At 61.8% G+C, this 22,095-nt stretch carries 15 protein-coding genes and 1 pseudogene; 10 read left to right on the forward strand and 6 right to left on the reverse strand.

What is annotated here, in order from left to right; all coding sequences use genetic code 11:
• Window positions 1-59: 59 nt before the first annotated feature.
• Both tnpB and tnpA read right to left on the reverse strand, forming a co-directional pair.
• Complete coding sequence (gene tnpB / locus U0O11_RS09345; RefSeq protein ID WP_175090695.1) at window positions 60-395, reverse strand: IS66 family insertion sequence element accessory protein TnpB; 336 nt, start codon at window positions 393-395, stop codon at window positions 60-62.
• Window positions 392-745, reverse strand: a complete 354-nt coding sequence (gene tnpA / locus U0O11_RS09350; RefSeq protein ID WP_324689574.1) for an IS66-like element accessory protein TnpA — start codon at window positions 743-745, stop codon at window positions 392-394. Before tnpA ends, tnpB begins: the two co-directional genes overlap by 4 nt.
• 219 nt (window positions 746-964) lie before the next feature.
• Here tnpA and U0O11_RS09355 point away from each other — a divergent pair, with 219 nt between their 5' ends.
• The 6 genes from U0O11_RS09355 (at window position 965) to U0O11_RS09380 (ending at window position 9,287) form a co-directional block, all read left to right on the forward strand.
• Window positions 965-2,224 (forward strand): hypothetical protein, encoded by a 1,260-nt coding sequence (locus U0O11_RS09355; RefSeq protein WP_324689575.1) that lies wholly within the window; start codon window positions 965-967, stop codon window positions 2,222-2,224.
• Between the two features lie 262 nt (window positions 2,225-2,486).
• Window positions 2,487-6,269, forward strand: coding sequence for an ATP-binding protein (locus tag U0O11_RS09360; RefSeq protein WP_324689577.1), 3,783 nt, complete (start codon window positions 2,487-2,489; stop codon window positions 6,267-6,269).
• Window positions 6,266-6,928, forward strand: coding sequence for a hypothetical protein (locus tag U0O11_RS09365; protein WP_324689578.1), 663 nt, complete (start codon window positions 6,266-6,268; stop codon window positions 6,926-6,928). The genes U0O11_RS09360 and U0O11_RS09365 overlap by 4 nt, the downstream gene beginning before the upstream one ends.
• Window positions 6,915-8,180: a hypothetical protein gene (locus tag U0O11_RS09370; protein ID WP_324689579.1), complete on the forward strand. Its 1,266-nt coding sequence runs from the start codon at window positions 6,915-6,917 to the stop codon at window positions 8,178-8,180. The genes U0O11_RS09365 and U0O11_RS09370 overlap by 14 nt, the downstream gene beginning before the upstream one ends.
• Window positions 8,177-9,073 carry a DUF7281 domain-containing protein gene (locus U0O11_RS09375; RefSeq protein WP_324689581.1) on the forward strand — a complete coding sequence of 299 codons (897 nt, stop codon included), beginning with the start codon at window positions 8,177-8,179 and terminating at the stop codon, window positions 9,071-9,073. The genes U0O11_RS09370 and U0O11_RS09375 overlap by 4 nt, the downstream gene beginning before the upstream one ends.
• Window positions 9,074-9,086: 13 nt before the next feature.
• On the forward strand, window positions 9,087-9,287 hold the full coding sequence (locus U0O11_RS09380; RefSeq protein WP_324689582.1) for a DUF7673 family protein: 201 nt from the start codon (window positions 9,087-9,089) through the stop codon (window positions 9,285-9,287).
• A gap of 11 nt (window positions 9,288-9,298) precedes the next feature.
• Here the strand turns inward: U0O11_RS09380 and U0O11_RS09385 are convergent.
• Both U0O11_RS09385 and U0O11_RS09395 read right to left on the reverse strand, forming a co-directional pair.
• Window positions 9,299-10,290, reverse strand: a pseudogene (locus tag U0O11_RS09385) (IS30 family transposase).
• Between the two features lie 385 nt (window positions 10,291-10,675).
• Window positions 10,676-12,370, reverse strand: a complete 1,695-nt coding sequence (locus tag U0O11_RS09395) for a sigma-54 interaction domain-containing protein (RefSeq protein WP_324689588.1) — start codon at window positions 12,368-12,370, stop codon at window positions 10,676-10,678.
• A 401-nt stretch (window positions 12,371-12,771) separates the two neighbouring features.
• On the opposite strand from U0O11_RS09395, the gene speB reads away from it, so the two are divergent.
• The 4 genes from speB to U0O11_RS09415 all read left to right on the forward strand — a co-directional run bounded on the left by speB (window position 12,772) and on the right by U0O11_RS09415 (window position 18,713).
• Window positions 12,772-13,722 carry an agmatinase gene (speB, locus tag U0O11_RS09400; protein ID WP_324689590.1) on the forward strand — a complete coding sequence of 317 codons (951 nt, stop codon included), beginning with the start codon at window positions 12,772-12,774 and terminating at the stop codon, window positions 13,720-13,722.
• Between the two features lie 340 nt (window positions 13,723-14,062).
• Window positions 14,063-15,379: a YjiH family protein gene (locus U0O11_RS09405; protein ID WP_324692509.1), complete on the forward strand. Its 1,317-nt coding sequence runs from the start codon at window positions 14,063-14,065 to the stop codon at window positions 15,377-15,379.
• A 75-nt stretch (window positions 15,380-15,454) separates the two neighbouring features.
• Window positions 15,455-17,137, forward strand: a complete 1,683-nt coding sequence (locus U0O11_RS09410; RefSeq protein WP_324689592.1) for a 5-guanidino-2-oxopentanoate decarboxylase — start codon at window positions 15,455-15,457, stop codon at window positions 17,135-17,137.
• 124 nt (window positions 17,138-17,261) lie between these two features.
• Complete coding sequence (locus U0O11_RS09415; RefSeq protein ID WP_324689594.1) at window positions 17,262-18,713, forward strand: aldehyde dehydrogenase family protein; 1,452 nt, start codon at window positions 17,262-17,264, stop codon at window positions 18,711-18,713.
• 113 nt (window positions 18,714-18,826) lie between these two features.
• Here U0O11_RS09415 and U0O11_RS09420 read toward each other — a convergent pair whose 3' ends face one another.
• The gene (locus U0O11_RS09420; protein ID WP_324689596.1) at window positions 18,827-20,671 is read right to left on the reverse strand and encodes a SulP family inorganic anion transporter; all 1,845 of its coding nucleotides are present in this window, start codon (window positions 20,669-20,671) and stop codon (window positions 18,827-18,829) included.
• The gene (locus U0O11_RS09425; RefSeq protein ID WP_324689598.1) at window positions 20,664-22,019 is read right to left on the reverse strand and encodes an NAD(P)/FAD-dependent oxidoreductase; all 1,356 of its coding nucleotides are present in this window, start codon (window positions 22,017-22,019) and stop codon (window positions 20,664-20,666) included. The genes U0O11_RS09420 and U0O11_RS09425 overlap by 8 nt, the downstream gene beginning before the upstream one ends.
• Between the last annotated feature and the right edge of the window lie 76 nt (window positions 22,020-22,095).

The raw sequence follows: 22,095 nt of genomic DNA on the forward strand, positions 1-22,095 counted from the left end.
GATTGGCGCATCAGCGAATAGCGGGCCGGGAGGTTCTGTGCCGTACCTGGCCTGGCGTGTCAGACGACAGAGATGACGCCGTCGGTGCCGAGACGCTGCCAGGGTAGGCCCTGCACCAGTGCCATGGCCTGCTCGGGGCAGAGCTCGACGCAATCGCCATGCCGGTTGCCAGCCCAATGGAACTTGCCCTGGTTCAGGCGCCTGGCGCACAGCCAGATGCCCAGACCATCGTGGACCAGCACCTTCATGCGGTTGCCACGCCGGTTGGCGAACAGATAAGCACAGTGCGGGCGAGCCGCGCCGAAGACCTTCACCACTCGGGCCAACGCAGTGTCCGGACCGGCCCGCATATCCAGGGGGGCGGTAGCCAGCCAGATTTCGTCGATGCGGATCATGCGAGCAGCTCCCGAATCAGAGATCGACAGGTGTCGGCCTCCGAGGCAGGCCACTCGATGACCATCGGGCCGTTGGGGTGCGGGATGGTGAGGCGAATAGGGTCCGCCACCTGATGCTGGGAAGTGGCCGGTGACAACTCGCGAGTCATGGGCACCGGTACAAATGCCGGTATTTCTGGCACAGCCGTTTGCTGACGGGTGGTACGGATCCAATTGTAGACCAGGTTAGCATTCAGGCTGTGCTCCAACGCCACTCCGGCAACGGAGGCACCGGGTTGCTGACACGCTTCGACGATCCTGGCCTTGAAGGCGGCAGTGAAGCGGCGACGCTTGCGAGGAACTTCCAACACGCTTGATTCCGTCATGATAAGTGTCCACTTATTGATAGGTGGACATCTAACGTGACGGAGTTCAGGACTCTGCGGTAGATGGGATCACCGGTCGCTTACGGACTGAGTACCTCAAACGCGTGTGGCTTGGTTCATAGCCACCTCTTTCATTTCGTTTCGGCTCCCAGCAAAGAGTCGTTAAGCTATCGGGATACTCGATTCTGATCAGCAGGAGTCTATGTGGCGCAGTTATCCATTCACTTCACAAGCGACGATCCCTCTGTCATAGGCCTTTGCCAGGATTACTGGGTTCTCGCCGATACGGGCAAGTGGCAATACACCGTCGCTGAGATCGCTCGTTTGCATGGCATGAAATCCCACATGGTCTCTCAGGTGGTGAAAACTTCAGCCTACGTCCTGGTGCCCTCCCGGCGCTGTCGAGAATGCGACGCTCCGTACCAGGCATATGTACGAACCGACTTGCCACAGGGCTATCTAGGCAGCGGTGCCACTAAGCCCTTCGTGTGCGCACGATGCCGGCAGGAAGCCAAGGACCAGGCGGCAGAGCAGCGGAGAACTGCTCAGGAAGTGGCCGCCAAGCAGGTCGAGCTGTTTCGGTCGCGGCTAAGGGCGTCCTACGAAGATGAGGCGTCGGATGCTATGCCCGTCGATGCATTGACCGCAGATCAACGCATCATCCTGCTCGCCTTGTTTAAGCATTCCGGTAGTGAATCTCTCGATGGCATCGGACCGCTCGGTAGCAACGAGGTGGATGTGTTCAGCCCTTCCAGCGATATGTCCTGGGAGATGCTCAAACAGCTCCGGAATACCGCCCTTCTGAAGGTTTCTCATCGAAGTCCCGAGGGGGCATTGGTTGTCGACGAGGATGGTGAGCGTTTCTTCCCGTTCGACGTGCGGTGGGAGGTGCTGGTTCGTCAGCCCGATGACGAGGGCTGCGTAGGAGAGATCAATCTGCCCGCCACGTATCAGTTGCTCAACCTGCATGTGGCTTCCAGCGAGTTCCGCTCCAAGGCTTGGGGGTGTGTGGAGCGACTGGCTCGAAAGATCGTGCAGGAAGAGGCGCTGGTGTTCCTCAACCTCTCGCTTGAGCGCCGAGGATTTCCTAAGCGTGATGGTGAAAAGACCCTCTCGACACTGGCGGACGCCTTGTCCCACTTCTCGCTATCCCAGGTGTGCTGGATCATCACGAACCAGATTCGACATGTCTCCGACAAGTATCATCAGGGACTATCACAGGGCCGCCCCCACGCCAACAACCAGGTGATAAGCGGTATCGCGCGATACATCGAGCGCGCACTGGCCAACGAGTGGGACGTTACCCACTTCAAGCGGGACTACGAGCTGCCACAGTCGGTCCTTTCTCGTGTTGTCTTCAATCACATCCTGAAAACAGACGATGGCGGGTTCCACGCCAATCTCAGCGAGTTGTTCTCGCGCTATGACGACTACAGGTTTCATTCTCAAACGTTGGCAGAATGATCTGGAGCGATTTTATCAACATCCCGTCCATTACTTCCTTGGACCATACACCTAGGCCAAGCCTCCTCGGTATCAGTTGCCCCCCTTCCCCGTAACTGACACCCCGGCGCGCCTAGTGACAGGCGCGCCGGGGTCCTATTTCCCCCTCGGAATTAGACCTTCAACCCTCTCGCATAAACAGAGGTGGCTCTGACCTCTGGTAAACTGCTATGAGTAAATGAGTAAGCGCATATCCATCTCACTTGGCGCAGGGATCCCTCCGATGTCCGGACTGACTGCCATCATCCTTCACCACTCCATCTTTCACGGGAAACGTTCCCGGATCGATTGTGATGGCCATACCAACGTGCAGGGCACAAACGGGGCGGGCAAGACCTCGGCACTGAAGTTGATCCCCATCTTTTACGGCCAGGACCCGGGGGCGATGATCGAGCGGGCGGCGAACAAGGTCAGCTTTGTCGACTACTACCTGCCCAACCACCAGAGCATGGTGGTATTCGAGTATCGCCGGCGAGATGGAGCGCTATGTTGCTCGATCCTGTATCGCCGCGCCGGTGGGCAACTGGCCTACCGGTTCGTGGAGGGGGCAGCCGACGACACGCTGTTTCATTCCGACCTGAGCGACCGCTTTGCTACGGGCGAGGCGGCCCACAGCATCGTCGGTGATGCCCTGCCGGGCATGGGGTGCGCGGTCAGCTCGCAGATCAATAGCGTCATGGACTATCGCTCGATCATTCAAAACGACGTCCATGCCAGTGGGAAACGGCGCCGGAAGAAAGCCGCCAAGTTCAGCCGTCACGATGATGCACGACGCTTTAGCCTCGGTGATGGGCTGGAGCGAATGCAGCACATCGAACAACTGACGGCCGTGGTGTTGGACAAGTCGCGCCTTGTGTCGAGTCTCGAGGACATGGTAATCGACACCATGCTGCGCGACCGTATTGATATCAGTGATCCTCCGACCCACCACAAGAACCCCCACCTGTGGCAGAACGTCGAGAGTCTTGAGAAGTTCAAGCAGCATGAGCCGCGACTACGCAAGGCGCTTGAAACCCACTTAGCCCTTCAGGACAGCCGAGAGACGATCACGAGCACGCTCAGTGGCCTGGTGCAGGCGATAGCGCGTAAGAAGGAGCAACTCAACACGCTAGTGGCAAAGCGTCGCGGACTCGATGACAATCTCGAAGAGACACGTAAGCGCTTTGAGGAACGGCGGGAAGAGCTGAATGGCATCATCAGTCAGCAGCGCAACGACGCCCAGGCCGCTGAAAGCTGGCTTCACGGGCAGGAAAAGGAGCAGCAGGCATGGGGTGCCAAGAACATCGACACCTGGCAACAGCGCCTCGATGAACTGCCCTCGCTGCGCAAAGCGCTAAAGGCGGCAGAGGACGCGCTGGCCTACATGTCGGCCTCGGCCACGCGCATTGAAGAAACCTACTACGCCCAGGTCAACAAGGTCCGAGAGGAGCATGGCAAGGCGCAAGCAGACTTCACCCAGCGTATCGACGCCGCTACCGCTGAGCTAGAGGACTTGAACGAGGCTCACAATGCCGCGCAGGCCGCTCTCGAGGACGAGTTACGCCAGGAGCAAGACGATCTGCGCACCCGCGATGCGCAGCGAGCCGACGAGCTCCGCGCAGCCATCCAAGAGATCCAAGAGCAGCGCGCGACCGCCAAGGCCCCCACGCCCGAGGAAGCGGAACGATTGGCGGAAGCGGTATCGAGTATCCAGAGTGCCGAATCTCTCGCCACCCGCCACTTGCAGCAACTGAACGAGGCCAAGGACGCCGAGGACAAGGAAGCGCAAGCCCTCAAGCAGGCGGAACGGCTCTTCGCTCATGCAAAGCGCGCCAGAGACCAGCAAGCCGATGACGTCGAACGGCTCACGCGACAGGTGTACCCCGCCGATGGGACCCTGCTGGCGTTCCTGCGCACGTCCGGGCTCGATTGGCACGATGAGCTTGGCAAGCTCATCGATCCGCGGTTGCTGGGGCGGCGCGATTTACACCCTCGGCTGTCGAGCACGCCAGACCTGACCCAGGCCTTTGGGTTGGAGCTAGATTTGGCCGGACTGGAGCGCCCGGACGACGCGCGGGCCATCGAAGAGCTCATGGCGCTTCTGGAGCAAGCCACTAGCCGGCTGGAAGCGGCCAAGAAAGACGTGGATCGCCAGGAGAAGGCGTGGAAGGAGGCTCAGCAAAAGCATGCGAAAGCGGCCCAGAGCGTCACCCTGAGTCGATCGCGCCACAAGAGTGCGGAAGACCAGTTATCTCAGTGCCGGGCCACCCATCGCGCCATTGAGGCAGAGGTGACAGGCGCCGGGAACCAGCGCCACCAGGCCCTCACGAACCAACTGACAGACGCGAACCATCACCTAGAGACAGCAAAACTCGAGGCCGAGAAGCGCTCCCTTCATCTGCAGCGTGACCACAAGGCGCGGCAACTGCAGCTGAAGGCGGATCAGAGCAGCGAAAAGGACGCAGTGAAAGAGCGGCGTGCCCAGATCAAGGCGCATCGCGAAGATCACCAGGCCTCGCTCACCTCCCGCCTTGGCGAACTGGAGGCGGTCCGCGACCAGGCCCTGGCAGTTGGGGGCATCGATATTGCCACGCGACACGCGAAAAAAGCGGAGGTTGCCCGCTTAACCGACGAGATTGAGGCAGTGGAGTCGAAGCGTGATGAGGTCTTCGCCTATCAGCAGTGGCGAACGCTCATGATCGAGGAAAAACCGCGGAAGGAGCGCAGCTTCCACGACGCGAAACGTCGGCAGGAGAGCGCCGAGCTTGAACTGAGCGATGCCCAACAGGCTTATAGCAACACGCGGGGGTGCCTTGAGGCTGAGCACAAGCAGGTCACCGCGAGCATCAAAGGTGCCTTGCAAGCGTGTGAGTCCTGGCAGCGGCTGTGCGACAACGCCTCCGGACTGCTTGAGTCGATCCCGGTGATCGAGATCCCAGGCCGCCAGGCACTGGCGCCCAACAGCGAAGCCATGGGCGATGAGCAGCTGGCCACCGAGATGCGCCGATTGATCGAGTTAACTACCCGACAGAAGCAGGATGTCATCAAGGCCTCGCGCGAAAGCAGCAGCCTAATCGCGCAACACCCTGAGACCCAGATTCACGACACTTGGAACCGGATGAGTGAGGCGAGGCGCTTGCAATCCGGTCTGCCTGAGGCCACCGAGGCCCTTTACATCGTGCTGATGCAGGACCTTCATGCGCTGGTAGATGAATCGATCCCCCAGGTCGAAAGCGCGCTCAACGAAACAATCCACAGTATCGGCGGGCAGCTCGCCTACTACCGTGAGAACCTCAAAAACCTCGACACAATGACCTCGCGAGTCAGCCGTGAGCTGGAAACCCAGCTAAACACGCAACACGAGTTTGCCGAGATCAGCGATGTGAAAGTCGTCGTGCGCTCGAATATCCACGAATACGACTTCTGGAAGAACCTCAGCGCCTTTGCCCAAGTATGGAAAGCCTGGGGCCAGCAGAACTTTGCCGGCCTACCGAGCACTGCCCTACTGTCGTTGATGAGCCACGTCGACAAAGACCTGAAGGCCGCCAAGATGGCGACCTTCGACCTCAAGAACCTGGTCAGCATCGAGATTCAATTCCGAGAACAAGGGCGCTTGGTGCCTATCCGCCGTGATGACGACATGAAGAAGGCCAGCAGCGAGGGATTGTCCAGCATCGCGATCCTGATTCTGTTCAGCGGGCTGACCCGCTACCTCTGCCGTGATCCACACGTCAACATCACCTGGCCCATCGATGAACTGGGCAAGCTCGACCCAAAGAACGTGGCCAAGATCTTCCGCATGATGGCCGACTACAACATCACGCTGCTGTGTGCCCAGCCCAAACTGCACAGCGATGTGCAGCGTCATTTCTCCCAGAAGGTCTCTTTGAGCAAGGACGGCGGAGTTCGCATCATGCGCCCGCGCGAACATGACAAGGGCCACAACCCGCTGTTGGGCATGGACAGTAGTAATGCCTTAGCACCGGCGGCCGTGGCACCTCAGGTCGACATGGAGAATCCGCTATGAGCTACGACCCGCGTTTCGCCGCCACCATCGAGGGGCTCTTGAAGGGCGAGGTGCTGTGCCCCGTCAGTGCCAATGAAGCGCACGATTATCTCAGCACGCTCGAAGGCCAAGACCGGGTCCGCCATTACCTCGCGGAGACCGGCCATGGGCTTGAAAAAACCCGGGATGGCTCAGGGTATTACTGCGTCTACCTAGATACCGAATCGCGTGGCGTCCGGCATCGGATCCGTCACCAGTTCGAAAGCGCGGTGCGTGACTGGGAGGCCCTCTTGCGCTGGTTGCGCCTGTCTCGACAAGCCTCGCCATCGTCGCAGCCTCTGAAGGTAAAGGATGTCGTGCGCGAGAGTGAGTGGCTGGCCGCGATCGAAAACTCTTCCATGATGCAGGAAGAGCTGGAAGTCATCGCCACCCGCTTTCAGGTGCAGTCCAATTCACGCGATGCCAAGGTCCGCCTGCGTCGCCTGCTCGAGAAGCTGTGCAAGCTCGGCTACCTGGTGGCCATCGATAGTTCCGGAGCCATCTATCAGGCCACCGGCAAGTGGTCCTTGCTCCAGGATCAACTTGAGTTCGTGATGGCGCGCGAAGGCATCGTCGCTGAGGAGCGTGAGGCCGCGCTGAACGAACCGCAGCAAGAGGGGCTCTTCCTTGGCACGTCTTGATGATGCGCGCAATGCGATGAAGGCCTTGGCAAAGCATACCGACGTGCTGGCCGAGGCAACGCTTGAACACGGCGGCGTGATCTATGACACCCCCGACAACCTTGAGGCGATCCAAGCACTGCGTCAGCACCAGTTGGTCTTTCACCTCGATGAAGACCTCCCGCACGTACAGGTCAGTCGTGTGGTCGGGGACCTGATGGCACATGTGACGCAGAGCTATCAGCGTCAGGCGTCCAGTGGTGCCGTCAGTGACTTGGTGCGCGAGCTCGAACACGTTGTGGAAAGCTATTTTTTCGCCCGCGAGAAGGGTGCGGCCGATGATGCCGCTCGGAAGCTGATCGAGACCCAGGAAGTCATTGCCAGCCTTATCAACACCCTCCAGGCTATCGTGGTCCGCTTCACGCACTATATCCATAATCGCTTTTCGACGGTCTCCGATATCGATCTGCGAATCCTGGAAAACCGCCGTGCGCTGGAAGAAGCCGGCAACATCAACCGGCTTCTCGATACCCTGACCCCGTCCTACTTGATGCAGCTTGCCCGGTTCAGCCGTGAGCTACAGTACCTGTTGACCAAGATCCTGGCGCGCAGCCTGTCGCGCTTGAGGGCAAATCTGGTGGATGCCCTTCACCGGCTCACCGATAACCTGGCCAAGCTCCAGAACGACAAGGAAGTGCAGCGACAGAACCATGTCATCGATGCCTGGCTGCAGCACTATGAGCGCAATCCCCGCTATGCCCCCGGCGAGGATATCCTCGATGAAGCCCATGGCCGGTCGCCTAGCCTCTTCCGAGTAGAGCCTCTTGAGATACGGGCTCACCCGGCCATCGACGATCCTTCGCAGCGTGAGGAGCTCGATGAGCTCGCGGAGAACGCGTTGCGTCGCCTCGAGCCCGGCACGCTCACCGATTCGAATGTCTTCACGGAGCGAGTCGAGGTGATCGACCAGCGTGGCGCCGAGGAGGTCGAGCCTGAAGATCCGCTCGAGCAGGCCTTGGAATGGTTCTTTGAAGCCTTGCCGACTCTCGTGACGAAACAGCCAATCTCCGCCGTCGACGCCTACTACAAGCTCGATGTCGAGGAGCCCCTCGATTTCTGGATGCTGGCGCTGTGGGAGAGCTACAACATGCGACTGGAGAACGGCGAAGACCTCGTGCCGGTCGAGCTTACCGAGCGGCAGATGGGGACCTATGACGGCACCCGGTTGGTAGAGGACATCGTATTCTCGCTGGAAAGGCATCACGCGGCATGAGGGAGACGATCAAGGCGCTCCAGCGCATCCTGCGCCAGCCCACCAATCAGGTCCGGCTGGGCCAGGTGTGGCGGCGCATTCATGAGGAGCATGGCATCGGCACCCCGCAAGGGAGGACGCTGCGGCTGCTGGCCCACGATCAGGAGCGTATCCGCCGGGTCTATGATCGGCTCACCCATCATGCCGGCCTTCACCTCAACCTGGATCAGGATCGGGTCGGCCTGGCGGGTCACCTGCCAGACGAGAAGCTCTCCACGCACCAGGCCTTCTCATCCCTTCAGCGTGTTGCACACACCAACGGCGAAGTGACCCTCCGGGCCGCAGAAGCTGCTCTCTCGCTTCCGTGCCCGCCCGGTGTTCTCCCCTCGGTACTCGGCGACATGCTCATCCTGCCGCCCGGGACCCAGCACGTGCTGATGGTGGAAAACGGGGCGGTGATGGAGCGCTGGTGGCAGATCGTGCCGCTATTGCCGGAGGCACTGCGCCGCGACACCCTCATCTTCTATCGGGGCCACGACCAGGCCGCCCGCGAGCTGAAAACCTTGCTGGCGGATTGGGGCGATAGAATATCGCTGCACATGTTTGTGGATTTCGACGCCGCGGGCTTCGAGATAGCCCTGGGGATCTTTACCGACGTTCCTGCGCGCCAGCAGCACGTCGTCATCCCCGCCTCCCCCCTTGAGCTCAAGAATTCCCGGAAAGAGGGTGAGTATTTCAAGCAGCTGGAACAACTGGCCCGTTTGGAGCGCCAGCAGGACCTGAGTGCCGAGCTGCGTCAGGCAATACAGTTAATGAAGCACGACAGGCTCGCCTTGTCACAAGAGGCAATGCTGGCACATGAAGCCCCGCTGGTCACCGTCGCCTATCGTGATGGCAATCACCACCCATCATGACTGGGAGGCTTCTTTGTCCGACACCACAACCACACTCCCCGGATGGGTACCCGCCCTCGAGCGGTTGCTGAGCATCGCCAGGCACGACACCGGGCAGTCGTGCCGCGTGGCCAATTTCCTGCTCGCCTCGTGGAACGCCGAGGAATGCGGCGGCTTCGACTTCACTGAACTGTGGGGCGTTGGTGATCCGGTGGCCGAGGACATATCCCTCTAAAACACCTGAATTCAAGCAATAAGCGCAGCACCTGCGGTATCCAGGCCTCCTGAGTATTCCCCTAGAAACACCTGCGCCGGTGTCCGGTAGCCGAGTCGCTTTCGAGGACGGTCATTCAGCTTTTCGACCACTTTGCGTAGCTCTGCATTGCTGACCTGACGGAAATCCGTTCCTTTGGGGAAGTACTGCCGTATCAGGCCATTCATATTCTCGTTGGTCCCACGCTGTCCAGAGCAGTAGGGATCGCAGAAGTACATCGCCGCCGTCACGGCCTTGGCCACCGCTTCGTGGCCAGCGAATTCCGAGCCATTGTCCAGTGTGATCGCCTGGACCGCTCCCCGACGCGGCTTCAACAAGCGGATCATGGCTGCTTGCGTCAACTCGGCCGAGATCCTGGGCAGTCGTGCTGCCAGTAAATAGCCACTTCGACGCTCGACCAGCGTGACCAGGCCTGATTGCTTGTGGCCTTGTATCACGGTGTCGCCCTCCCAGTGGCCGATGAAGCGCCGGTCATCAATCTCATCTGGGCGGTGCTCGATACCGTCTCGGTTGGGGATCTTGCCCAACCCGGCGCTTTTGGCATGTGCACGGTGCTTATTGCGGTGTTTGGGCTGACGAAGATGCTGCCAAAGGTCACCACCCCGTGCCTTGTCGTCCAAGATCAAGGAGTAGATCCATTGATGACTGACACTAACGCCGGCCAAGGGCGCCATAAAGCCACTGATTTGCTGTGGGCTCCACTCCTCACGTAGCCGACCGGCAACGGCGGCCATCATGCATGGAGGCGCTTTGTCCACTTGGTAGCAGTGCGGCGCCAATGATCACTGAGAGACTGAGCCTGCTCGGGATCATAGCCATCAGCGGTGGCGTTACGGCGAATTTCACGGCTGATCGTGCTGCTGTGGAGGTTCAACTCCCTGCCGATCTGGCGCTGGCTCATGCCCAAGTCATAACGGGCGTGGATCTGGTATCGTTGGGTCTGGGTCAGCTGTCGGTATTCCATATTCTGCTTCACTTTGGTCGGTGAGCCGAGAATGGTACCGGCGCTGGCCCTCCTGCCTCTACCGTGCAGTCCAAAGTGCTGCAGTTATTCTATGAATCCAGGTCAGACAGATTTTTATAATAATCAATATTTTCATCCAAGGAGAAAAAATGCTATCTAACTACCCGAATGCTTTCGGTATTACTGAGTAACTACTTATTTTTTCAACTTAGCCCTCGAAACCTATCTTGACCCTAACTACATTATGATACTCACCGACCAAATCGACAAAACAACATCAGACATGGCAATAAAGAGTAACAACTACAGTTAACCTTATTAAATAAAAGCCAGATTCTGGTGGCAGATTCCATTGACCATCAATAACGTTGAATGTCATATCATATCATCCCACATATCGTTGTTTGTTCAACAAATAGATCTTGTATTTTTTTAAAAATCTTACAATAGACGGCTGACTAACCCCCGCCCTCTTCGCTATCGCATAGGTACTGGGCAATTCGGCTGCCATCTCACGTAGCCACTGTGCTTCGATGCGTGCCAGCCCTTCCTTGAGAGTTTCATTGGGGCCAAGTTTGGGGACTGACACGGCTACCGCACCCTCAGGGACAGACTCTGAAAGAAAATTATCGCCTTGCACATCAGCAACAGAGGCAACAGAGGCAACTGTATCAGTAACTCCTATCTCATTATATTTGTCATTACTTAATTTTAATGAATTGCCTGATGCATTCGCGTTATTCGTGGAACAAGTGTTGAGCAGTGTTTTCACTGAGTCGCTGTCGATGACATCACTGGGGGCGCTGAGCCACGCGCGCTCCAGCCAGTTTTCCAGTTCGCGGATATTGCCGAGCCAGTCCTGGCGCATGAGGATGGGCCATAACGAGGCGTCGAGGAGCTTGCGGCGGCCGTGACGTTGATTGAGGCGGGCAAGGTGTTGCTCGATCAGGGCGGGAATATCTTCGCGGCGTTCACGCAGCGGCGGCAAGCTGACGGGGAGCACATTGATGCGGTAGTAGAGGTCGAGGCGGAACTGGCCCTGCTCCACGCGGGCAGCGAGGTCTTGATTGGTGGCAACGACCAGTCGGAAGTCGGCGCGGCGGGTGGTGGTGTCGCCCAGGCGGGTGATCATCCCGTCCTGAATCACCTTGAGCAGCTTGGTCTGGGTGGCCAGCGGCAGCTCACCGATCTCATCGAGGAACAGGGTGCCGCCTTCGGCCTGCTCCATCAGGCCCGCCTTGCCACGGTTGCCCGCGCCGGTGAAGGCACCGGCCTGATAGCCGAACATCTCGGACTCGAACAGGCTCTCGGGAATGGCGCCGCAGTTCACCTCGATGAAGGGGCCGTCGGCGCGTTGGCTCCAGCGATGCAGTTGATGGGCGAAGGCCGTCTTGCCGACCCCGGATTCACCCAGCATCAATACCGTGGCGTTGGTGGGCGCGACCCGCTTGAGCAGCAGCGCTATCTCGCGCATCACCGGGCTTCTGACCTGCAGCTCGCCCAGCTCCAGCGCGGCGTCTTCGCACTCGGCCTGCTCTCGTGCTGATTGTTCACGTTGCCGCTGTTCAGCCTGGCTCTGTGCATATTGCTCAGTGTCGTGGACTGCTTGCCCTGCCCCCGCCGTTGCCCGAACGCCCTCGGCCTGATTGACGCCGCCCAGCTCACCGCCGCGTGAGTTACGACGCAGGTGATCACTGAAGCGCTGCTGGAGCACCGCGTACTCCTGCTGCAATAGCTGGATATCGGTGAGATCCATCGAGCGGCTGACCACGCACTCGAGCTTGCCCGCAACGAACACTGGATGCGCCTGCGCCACCACCCGCCGCCCGGTGGCGGTGAGCTGCATCATCTGCAGCGTGCGCCCCGTGCGCAGCACCTCCAGGCTGATGGAGGGCTTGAGCACGCCGCTGGCTTCCAGCTCATGCACGTTGGCGGCACACAACTCCTCGCGGGTCATGCCATAGACCGCCGCGGCGCCGGGGCTGACATCCATCACCTGACCATCCGCATTGACCACGAAGTAGTGATCATGAGCGGTGTCGATGATGGTCTTGAGAATCTGACGGTCGAGCTCTGACATGGCGGGCACCTCATGGTCGAGCCTGTGAATCGGGCGGGCTTTCCAGCGCTTCTTTCTATCAGTTCTTCCCAGCAGGTCTTTCTAGCTGGTCTTTCTCGCACGGCGCTTGAAGACACTCTCGATGATGCCCGAATGTGATCCACAAATGAATCAGTGATCCATTTTTGAATCATTAATGGCGCACGAGTGATCCAGAAATAAATCACTCAGCCATTGCCCTCAAATAAAACCCAATAAAATCAATCAACTAAAAGTTGGCACGATTACTGCAATGCTGGGGTATGCGCCAAGGAAGATCGCTGGCTTTCATGACACCGTCCGGCCGAGCGATCAGGCGAACAATCACAATACCCCGCTCGCCGTCACGTTAGCGCGAGCGACTCAAGACCCTGGAGAGACAGATGAGCGAGTTCAATCAGCCGCTGGGCGGCAACGACATGCCACGTTTCGGCGGCCCGGCCACCATGATGCGTCTGCCGGCTCAGGAAACCGCGGAAGGCCTGGACGCCGCCTTTATCGGCATTCCGCTGGACATCGGTACCTCCAACCGTCCGGGCGCACGTCTCGGTCCGCGCCAGATCCGTGATGAATCGCGCATGCTGCGCCCCTACAACATGGCCACCCGCGCCGCGCCCTTCGATAGCCTGCAGGTGGCGGACATCGGCGATGTGCCGATCAACACCTTCCACCTGCCCAAGAGCATGGACATCATCGAGAAATTCTACGATGAAGTGCTCAGCCACGATTGCGTGCCGCTCACCCTGGGTGGTGACCACACCGTCACCCTGCCGGTGCTGCGCGCCATCGCCAAGAAGCACGGGCCGGTCGGCCTGATCCACATCGATGCCCACGCCGACGTCAACGACCACATGTTCGGTGAGCCCATCGCCCACGGCACGCCGATTCGCCGCGCCCAGGAAGAAGGCCTGCTCGACAGCAATCGCGTGGTGCAGATCGGCCTGCGTGGCACCGGCTACTCCGCCGATGACTTCGACTGGTGCCGCCAGCAGGGCTTCCGTGTCGAGACCGCCGAGATGTGCTGGTTCAAGTCACTCGCCCCGCTGATGGCCGAAGTGCGCGACATGATGGGCGACCGCCCGGTGTACATCACCTTCGACATCGATGGGCTGGACCCCTCCGTCGCCCCCGGCACCGGCACCGTGGAAGCCGGCGGCCTGACCATGCCGCAGGGCATGGAAATCGTGCGTGGCGCGCGTGGCCTCAACATCGTCGGCGGTGACCTGATGGAAGTCTCCCCGCCCTACGACACCAGCGGCAACACCGCATTGATGGGCGCGACCCTGCTCTACGAAATGCTCTGCGTACTGCCGGGCGTGCAACAGCGCGACTGATCCACGAACGATCCACGAATGACCCGCTGTCCTGCTGTACCCGCGCCGGGGGCCCGTCCCGCCCTCGGCGCACACAGAATCACTCGAGACGATACGGCATGATGCATCACACAATGCTCGGCTAGAGCCTGACCATTACAACAAGATCTAGGTGACCCGAATGACAACCAGCATCGACTCCGCGGCGGACCATACGCCGCCCCGCGCTATTTCCGACTCTGTCTCAAGTTCCGTATCAAGTTCTAGCTCAGGTGCTGAACAGCCTGAGACCGCCAAGCCACAGAAGGCGCAGAAAGACCTCATCGCCACCCGCCCCGTGCCGCTGACGGCCAAGGGGCTGATGAAATTCCTGGTGCCGTCACTGCTCGGCGTCAGCTTCTTTCTGGTGCCGTTCAGTGTCGGCGACACCATCAACATCGGCATGGGCCTGATGGCCGATTGGCTCAAGGCCACGCTCGGCAGCGCCTTGCCCGCCATCGCCGTTGCGGTGCTGTGTCTGTCGGTGATCCTCACCGGCTTCGTCAAGCTCGCCAAGCCCGCCTGGGCACGTCAGGGCGCGGCGCACGAGCTGTTCGACGTCTCGCCGGTATGGTTCGCCATGCGCGCCCTCGGCGCCATCTTCGCGCTGATGACCTACTTCCAGTGGGGGCCAACCCAGGTCACCGCAGCCTTCACCGGCGGCGTGATGCTCAATGATCTCGCGCCGGTACTGCTGACCTTCTTCTTCTTCGCGGCCATTCTGCTGCCGCTGCTGGTTGACTTCGGCTTCATGGAATTCATCGGCAGCCTGGTGCGTCGCCCGTTCCGCGCCATCTTCAATCTGCCCGGGCGCAGCGCCATCGATGCCACCGCCTCGTGGATGGGTTCCGGCACCGTCGGCGTGCTGATCACCACCCAGCAGTACGAGCAGGGCTTCTACAGCAAGCGTGAAGCGGCAGTGATCGCCACCAACTTCTCGGTGGTCTCGATCGCCTTCGCGTTGCTGGTCACCAGCTTCATGAACATCAACCACCTGTTCGTGCCCTTCTATCTGACCGTCGTCATCGCGGGCCTGATCGCCGCCGTCATCGTGCCGCGTCTGCCGCCGCTGTCGCGCAAGCGTGATGACTACCATGAGCCGGTCGGCTGTCAGATCAGTGAAGAGAACCAGAGCGACTGTGGCGTGCTGCGCTACTCACTCGGCATGGCGGTCGCGCGCGCCGAGCATGCGCCGGGCCCGCTCAAGCTGGTGAAATCGGCCAGCTTCAACGTGGCGGACATCTTCCTCGGCCTGCTGCCGGTGGTGATCGCCATCGGCACCGTGGCGCTGATGCTGGCCGAGTTCACGCCGGTGTTCACCTGGCTCTCCTACCCGATGATTCCGCTGCTGGAACTGCTGCAGATTCCCCACGCGGCAGAGGCAGCCCCGGCGACGCTGGTCGGCTTTGCCGACATGTTCCTGCCGGCGGTGCTGGCCAAGGACATCGACAGCGAACTGACCCGCTTCGTGATCGCCTGCCTGTCGCTGACCCAGTTGATCTACATGTCCGAGATCGGTGCCCTGCTGCTCAAGTCCAAGATTCCGCTCAAGATCTGGGAACTGGTGGCCATCTTCGTGCTGCGCACGCTGATCACCCTGCCGATCATCGCCGGTATCGCGCATCTGTTCGTGTTCTGAGCCAAGCGGGCACTCAACTTGTTTCTCATCTCATACGGGAGCACCACGGTGCTCCCGTCATTGGAATAACCTGCCATGACCTGTGCTGAACTCCTGATCCGACTGCTGCGTGACACCTACGGCGTCGACACCGTCTTCGGTATTCCCGGCGTGCATACCGTCGAGCTCTACCGTGGCCTGGAGCCGGATGCCGATCCCGCCGCGCGCAGCATTCGCCACGTCACCCCGCGCCATGAACAAGGCGCCGGCTTCATGGCCGATGGCTATGCCCGCAGCACCGGCAAGCCCGGGGTGTGCTTCATCATCACCGGCCCGGGGATGACCAACATCACCACCGCGATGGGACAGGCGCTGGCCGACTCCATCCCGATGCTGGTGATCTCCAGCGTCAATCGCACCGACACCCTCGGCCGTGGCCAGGGGCGTCTGCACGAACTGCCCAGCCAACAGCAGCTGGTGTCGGGCGTGGCGCGCTTCAGCCACACCCTGCTCGACCCGGCCGCGCTGCCGGAAGTGCTGGCCCGCGCCTTCGCGCTGTTCGAGGGCGCCCGCCCCGGCCCCGTGCATATCGAGATTCCCATCGACCTGTTCAATGCCGAGGTCGCACCGCCCGCAGGTCGCACCACGCATGACTTCACGCGCCCGCGCATCGGCCGCCTCGCGCCGGACCCGGCCCTGCTCGCTGAGGCCGTGAATATGCTACAGGACGCCGAGCGTCCGCTGGTGCTGCTGGGCGGTGGCTGTGTGGCCGCACCCGACGCAGCCCGCCAGCTGGTGGAGGCGCTCGATGCCCCCACCGTCACCACCATCAATGCCAAGGGTCTGCTGGGCGGCGCCCACCCGCTGGATCTCGGCGCCAATGCCGCGCTGCCTGCGGTACGTGAACTGGCGCGCGACGCCGATGTGGTGCTGGCGATCGGTACCGAACTTGGCGAGACCGACTACGACGTGGTGTTCGATGATGGCTTCGTGATCGGTGGTCAGCTGATCCGCATCGATATCGACCCCGAACAGCTGGCGCGCAACCAGCAGGCGACACTCGCCATCGTCGCCGACGCCGGTCTGGCGCTGGAGACTCTCGCCGCGCGTGTTGCCGGCGGCTTGGGCGAAACCTATGACAAGACGGCTGAGACGCCTGACGGAGCAGGCAAGACACGCGGCGCGCAGATCACCGCCGCCACGCTTGAAGCCCTCGCGCTGCCGACTGACCCGGCCTTCGCGCCCTACGTGCCGCTGTTCGATACCCTGCAGCAAGCGCTGCCGGAGGCGATCTGGGTCGGCGATTCCTGCGCGACCGTCTACGCCGCCAATCATCTGCTCAGCCAGCCGGCGCCGCGCCGCTACTTCAATGCCTCCACCGGCTACGGCACGCTCGGCTACGGCCTGCCTGCCGCGATGGGCGCGACCCTGGGCCGCCCGGACCTGCCGGTGATCGCGCTGGTTGGCGATGGCGGCATCATGTTCACGCTGTCCGAACTCGCCTGCGCAGTGGAAGAACAGCTGCCAGTGGTGATCGTGCTGTGGCACAACCAGGGCTATGAAGAGATCCGCCGCTTCATGGACAACGCCGGCGTCACGCGCCTGGGCGTCGACATCAAGGCCCCCGACTTCCAGCTGCTCGCCCAGGGCTTCGGCTGCGCCGCCGTGGCGATCGACTCCCCCAGTGAGCTGGCGACCGCGATCAGCGAGCGCGACGCAAGCGCCCCGCTGCTGGTGGAAATTGATGCGGCGGCGTGGCAGCGCTCAATCGCACAGTGAGTCTGGCTCGCCACATCGCTCCACAACACTGAACAATGCCCGCCTGTGCCCTTGAGGTGGCAGGCGGCAAGGAACTCTCATGCCAGAAATGTCCATGCCAACAATGTCCATGCCAACAATGTCCATGCACAAGCTCGATCATCAGTTCATCAACAACGAGTGGGTCAAGTCCCACGGCGAGCGTCGTCTGGCGGTCACCAACCCCTTCGAGGAGACCGTCATCGCCGAGGTGACGGCGGGTGATGCGCGTGATGTACAGGCCGCCGTCGCGGCCGCCGCCGAGGCCTTCGAGGGTTGGCAGGCACTGAGTGGCGCCGAGCGTGCGGTCTATCTGGAGGCCTTCGCCGAGGGGCTGACGTCACGCCGGGAAGCGCTGGTGGAGATGTCGTGTCGCAACAACGGCAAGATTCGCGCCGAGGCAGAGATCGATCTCGATGACGCCATCGGCTGCTACCGCTATTACGCCGCCCAGGCACGCGCGCTGGATGCGCGTCAGGGTGCGGAGGTCGCGCATGATGTCGAAGGCTATGCCGCGCACACCTATCACGAGCCGGCAGGCGTGGTGGGATTGATCACGCCGTGGAACTTCCCGCTGGTCACCAGCGCCTGGAAGGTCGCGCCGGCGCTCGCCGCGGGCTGCACCCTGGTGATCAAGCCGTCTGAAGTGACGCCGCTGCCGGAACAGGTGATGGCCGAGATCGCGCTGGAAGCCGGACTGCCGGCGGGCGTGTTCAACCTGCTGCACGGCGATGGCGAGGGTATCGGCGCGCCGCTGACCCGTCATCCGCGCATCGACAAGATTTCCTTCACCGGCAGCAATGTGGTCGGCGAGAAGGTCATGCAGGCCGCGGCCTGCGGCACGCGCGGCGTCTCCCTCGAGCTTGGCGGCAAGTCGCCGATCATCGTGCTCGACGATGCCGACGTCGAGGAAGCCGCCGACTGGGTGATGGCGGGCATCTACTTCAATGCCGGTCAGATCTGCTCTGCCACCTCGCGCCTGCTGGTGCATGAAGCCATCGCCGATGAGCTGCACGCCGCACTGGCCAGCCGCATCGATGCGCTGGTGCTGGGTGACCCGCTGGATGCCGCGACCCAGATGGGACCGATGACCAGCGCCCGCCAGCGCGACACCGTGCTGAGCTATCTGAACGTGGCGCGCGAGGAAGGCCTGACGGCGCTGCGCGATGGCACCCATCGCAGCCTGCCGAACAAGGGCTACTTCGTGGCGCCGACCCTTTACACCGATGTGCCGATGACAAGCCGTCTGTGGCGCGAGGAGATCTTCGGGCCAGTGCTGTGCTCACGCCGCATCGCCGATGAGGCCGAGGCGATCCGCCTCGCCAATGACTGTGATTTCGGGCTGGTGGCCACGGTGGTCAGCGGCGATGCCAGGCGCGCGCAGCAGCTCGGCCGTCGCCTGCGTGCCGGGGTGGTGTGGTACAACAGCGAGCAGCTGCCGCTGGTGCAGGCCAGCTGGGGTGGCTTCAAGCGCAGCGGCATCGGCCGTGAGCTGGGGCCGTGGGGCCTGGCGGGCTATCTGGAGGTCAAGCACATCATCGGCCCAGTACTTGACTGAACGTATTGACTGAGCATCTTGTGTGACCAGATAAGAAAACGCCCCGCCTCGGCAAACACCGAGGCGGGGTGTTTTCGTTCACAGCTCTTTCTTGAAACCAGCGACTTCTCCTATCAGCCGACCGCCGCCGTCTGGCTGATGCCGTCCCGCGCGCAGGACTGGCCGCAGTGGCTGCCGTGAATGCTCAGCGCCTGCCAGGCGTCGAAGGTGCTGAGATAGATGTCGCCACCGAGATTGGCCGGCAACTCCGAACACTTGAGGCGGTCCATCACCGGGCCCTTCACTTCACTCAGATGCAGCTTCACACCAGCGGCGCTCAGGCGTTCATTGATGACTTCCAGGCTTTCCAGCGCCGAGGCGTCGATCAGGTTGACCGCCTGACAGGCCAGCACCAGATGCTTGAGCGAGGGGCGTTCGGCCATCAGCGCCAGCACGGTGTCTTCCAGATAGCGCGCATTGGCGAAATACAAGCTCTCGTCGATGCGCAGAATCGCCAGTTCGGGGTCGGTCTCCACCTCATGACGCTCGACATTGCGAAAGTGCTCGCTGCCCGGCACCCGCCCGACCAACGCACTGTGCGGCTGGCTGGTGCGCTTGAGATAGAGCCCGAGCGACACGGCGATGCCGACGATGATGCCGCTCTCCACCCCATGCGCGAGAGTGATGATAAGTGTGATCATCAGCGCCGCACCGTCACCCTTCGAGTAGCGGAAGGTGCGCTTGATCGCCGCGATGTCGATCAGGCTGGTGGTGGCGACGATGATGATCGCCGCCAGCGTCGCGCGCGGCAGCCACGCCAGCCAGTCGGTCAGCCACAGGCTGGCGAGCAGAATGCCAATGGCGGTGAAGGCCCCCGCCAAGGGCGTGGCGGCGCCGGCATCGAAGTTGACCACCGAGCGCGACAGCCCGCCCGAGATCGGCATGCCACCGCTGACGCCTGCGCCCATGTTGGAGACGCCCAGCGCGATCAGCTCCTTGTCGGGGTCGATGCGCTGACGGCGCCGCGCGGCGAGGGTCTGGGCCAGCGCCAGCGATTCGACGAAGCCGACCACGCTGATCAAGAGTGCCGAGATCAGCAGACCCGACCAGTCATGGCTGACAAGGCTCGGCAGGCTGAGGTCGGGCAGCCCGCCGGGCACGGCACCGACCAGCGCCATGCCGCTCTTGCCCTGCTCAAGCTGTTCGCCCTGAACGAGAGGATCACTCAGCCCCCAGGCCAGCAGGCTGGAGACGATGACCGCGATGATCGGCGTGGTCTTGCACAGCATGCCCGCCGCGCTCTCGCTCATACGCAAGGCCATCAGGCCATGCTTGAGATGACGGCGTGCCAAAATCAGCCACGCCAGGCAGCCCAGCCCGATGGCGAGTGTCGGCCAGTGCAGCTCTTGCGCGCCTGCCGACAGCGACTCGCCCATCGCGATCAGATTGCCGCCGCTCAGGCTCAGGCCAGTGATGGGCCCGAGCTGACTGGCGATGATCAGGATGCCCGAGGCGGTCATGAAGCCCGAGATCACCGGGTGGCTGATGAAATTCACCAGCACTCCCAGGCGCAACAGCCCCATGGCGATCAGCATCGCGCCGGAGACCAAGGCCAGCAGCAGCGCGGCGGCCAGCATCTCGGGCGTGGAGAGCGCCGCGCCATCGGTGCCGCTCATGCCCGCGATCGCCGAGGCCGTCATCAGCGAGATGATCGCCACCGGCCCCACCGCCAGGGTGCTGCTGGTGCCAAACAGCGCATACAGCACCAGCGGCAACATGCAGGCGTAAAGGCCGACCTGCGCCGGCAGCCCTGCCAGCAGCGCATAGGCCAGCGCCTGAGGCACCAGCATGACGCTGACGATCACCGCCGCCAGCAGATCACGGCCGAGACTGTGGCGGTCATAGTGGGCAAGCCAACCCGCCAGCGGCAGCCAGAGGGCAAGCGACGTCCCCTTTGCCTCTCGAACCGGCTCAGACATCGCGTGACGCCGGACGCGCCAGCCATTCGTGGCCCTTGAGCAGCAGGTTCCAGTAGATGAACGGCAGCCCCCGCGCCTTGAGCTGCCAGGCCAGGCGAGTCGGACGCGTGCCGTCATTGACCCACTTGGGGAAGGTCGGCTGCAGTTCACCGCCGTAGCCGAACTCCGCCAGCACGATGCGGCCATTCTCCACCGTCAGCGGGCAGGAGCCATAGCCCCGATAGCTCGCCGTGAGCGCGCCACCGGTCAGCGTGGCCAGCAGGTTCTCGACCACCACGGGGGACTGCTTGCGCACCGCCGCGGCGGTCTTGGCATTCGAGGTACCGCTGACATCGCCCAGTCCGAAGATGTCGGGATGGCTCATGTGCTGCAGGGTCTCGGGTTCGAGATCCAGCCAGCCAGCGGCGTTGGCCAGCCCGGATTGTGCGATCAACGCCGGCGCGTTCTGCGGCGGCACCACATGCAGCATGTCGAAGGACTGCTCGACGATCTGCGGCTCGCCACCCTCCTCGGCTGCCGGCACCTCGAAGCGTGCCGTCTGCGTCTCGCCATCCACCGCGACCAGCCGCTGATGGAACCTGACGTCGATGCCATAGCCCGCGACCGCCTCTTCCAGCGCTGGCACGTAGGCCGGCACGCCGAACATCACGCCGCCGGCGTTGTGGAAGCTGACCTCGAGCTGCGACAGCACGTTCTCGCGCTGCCAGTGATCGCAGGCCAGATACATCGCCTTCTGCGGCGCACCGGCGCACTTGATGGGCATCGGCGGCTGGGTAAACAGCGCCTTGCCGCCCTTGAGGGACTGCACCAGCTGCCAGGTATAGGGCGCGAGATCATAGCGATAGTTGGAGGTGACGCCATTCATTCCCAGCGTCTCCTCAAGCCCGTCGATGGCGCCCCAGTCCAGCTCCAGCCCGATGGCGATCACCAGACGCTCATAGCGCAGGCGATGGCCATTGCCGAGCGTAACTTCGTGCGCCTCGGCATCGATGCCGGTGGCTGTATCGCGATACCAGTGCACGCCCTTGGGCATCACCGAGTGCATCGGCTTGCGCGTGAATTCCGGCGTGAAGATGCCGCCACCGACCATCGTCCAGCCCGGCTGATAGCTGTGCTGCTCGGCGGGCTCGACGATGGCGATGTCCATGCCCGGCTGGCGCTTGAGCAGACTGGCCGCCACCGCGATACCGCCGGCCCCGCCACCGATGATCACCACCTTGTGGGCATTGGGTGCCAGGCGGTGATTGGCGGCGCGGGTCGCTTCGGTGGCCGAATCAGCCCCCTGATTGTCACAAGGCGTCGTTGCAGAATCCGAAACTGGCGGGGTTTGTGGCGTGCTCTGGCTCATCGATAAGGCTCCCATCGCGGAAATTCGTCCATTTGAGTCACAAAATTACGTAAGCAAGCTACATAGGCAAAGCACT

This window comes from Cobetia sp. D5, assembly GCF_035666195.1.
In the GTDB taxonomy this organism is placed as follows: domain Bacteria; phylum Pseudomonadota; class Gammaproteobacteria; order Pseudomonadales; family Halomonadaceae; genus Cobetia; species Cobetia amphilecti.

What these genes read in the sequence shown, in the direction of transcription:
- tnpB (WP_175090695.1), bottom strand. Translation starts at nt 395, where the DNA reads ATGATCCGCATCGACGAAATCTGGCTGGCTACCGCCCCCCTGGATATG.
- U0O11_RS09360 (WP_324689577.1), top strand. Translation starts at nt 2,487, where the DNA reads ATGTCCGGACTGACTGCCATCATCCTTCACCACTCCATCTTTCACGGG.
- U0O11_RS09365 (WP_324689578.1), top strand. Translation starts at nt 6,266, where the DNA reads ATGAGCTACGACCCGCGTTTCGCCGCCACCATCGAGGGGCTCTTGAAG.
- U0O11_RS09375 (WP_324689581.1), top strand. Translation starts at nt 8,177, where the DNA reads ATGAGGGAGACGATCAAGGCGCTCCAGCGCATCCTGCGCCAGCCCACC.
- U0O11_RS09395 (WP_324689588.1), bottom strand. Translation starts at nt 12,370, where the DNA reads ATGTCAGAGCTCGACCGTCAGATTCTCAAGACCATCATCGACACCGCT.
- speB (WP_324689590.1), top strand. Translation starts at nt 12,772, where the DNA reads ATGAGCGAGTTCAATCAGCCGCTGGGCGGCAACGACATGCCACGTTTC.
- U0O11_RS09405 (WP_324692509.1), top strand. Translation starts at nt 14,063, where the DNA reads ATGAAATTCCTGGTGCCGTCACTGCTCGGCGTCAGCTTCTTTCTGGTG.
- U0O11_RS09410 (WP_324689592.1), top strand. Translation starts at nt 15,455, where the DNA reads ATGACCTGTGCTGAACTCCTGATCCGACTGCTGCGTGACACCTACGGC.
- U0O11_RS09415 (WP_324689594.1), top strand. Translation starts at nt 17,262, where the DNA reads ATGCACAAGCTCGATCATCAGTTCATCAACAACGAGTGGGTCAAGTCC.
- U0O11_RS09420 (WP_324689596.1), bottom strand. Translation starts at nt 20,671, where the DNA reads ATGTCTGAGCCGGTTCGAGAGGCAAAGGGGACGTCGCTTGCCCTCTGG.
- U0O11_RS09425 (WP_324689598.1), bottom strand. Translation starts at nt 22,019, where the DNA reads ATGAGCCAGAGCACGCCACAAACCCCGCCAGTTTCGGATTCTGCAACG.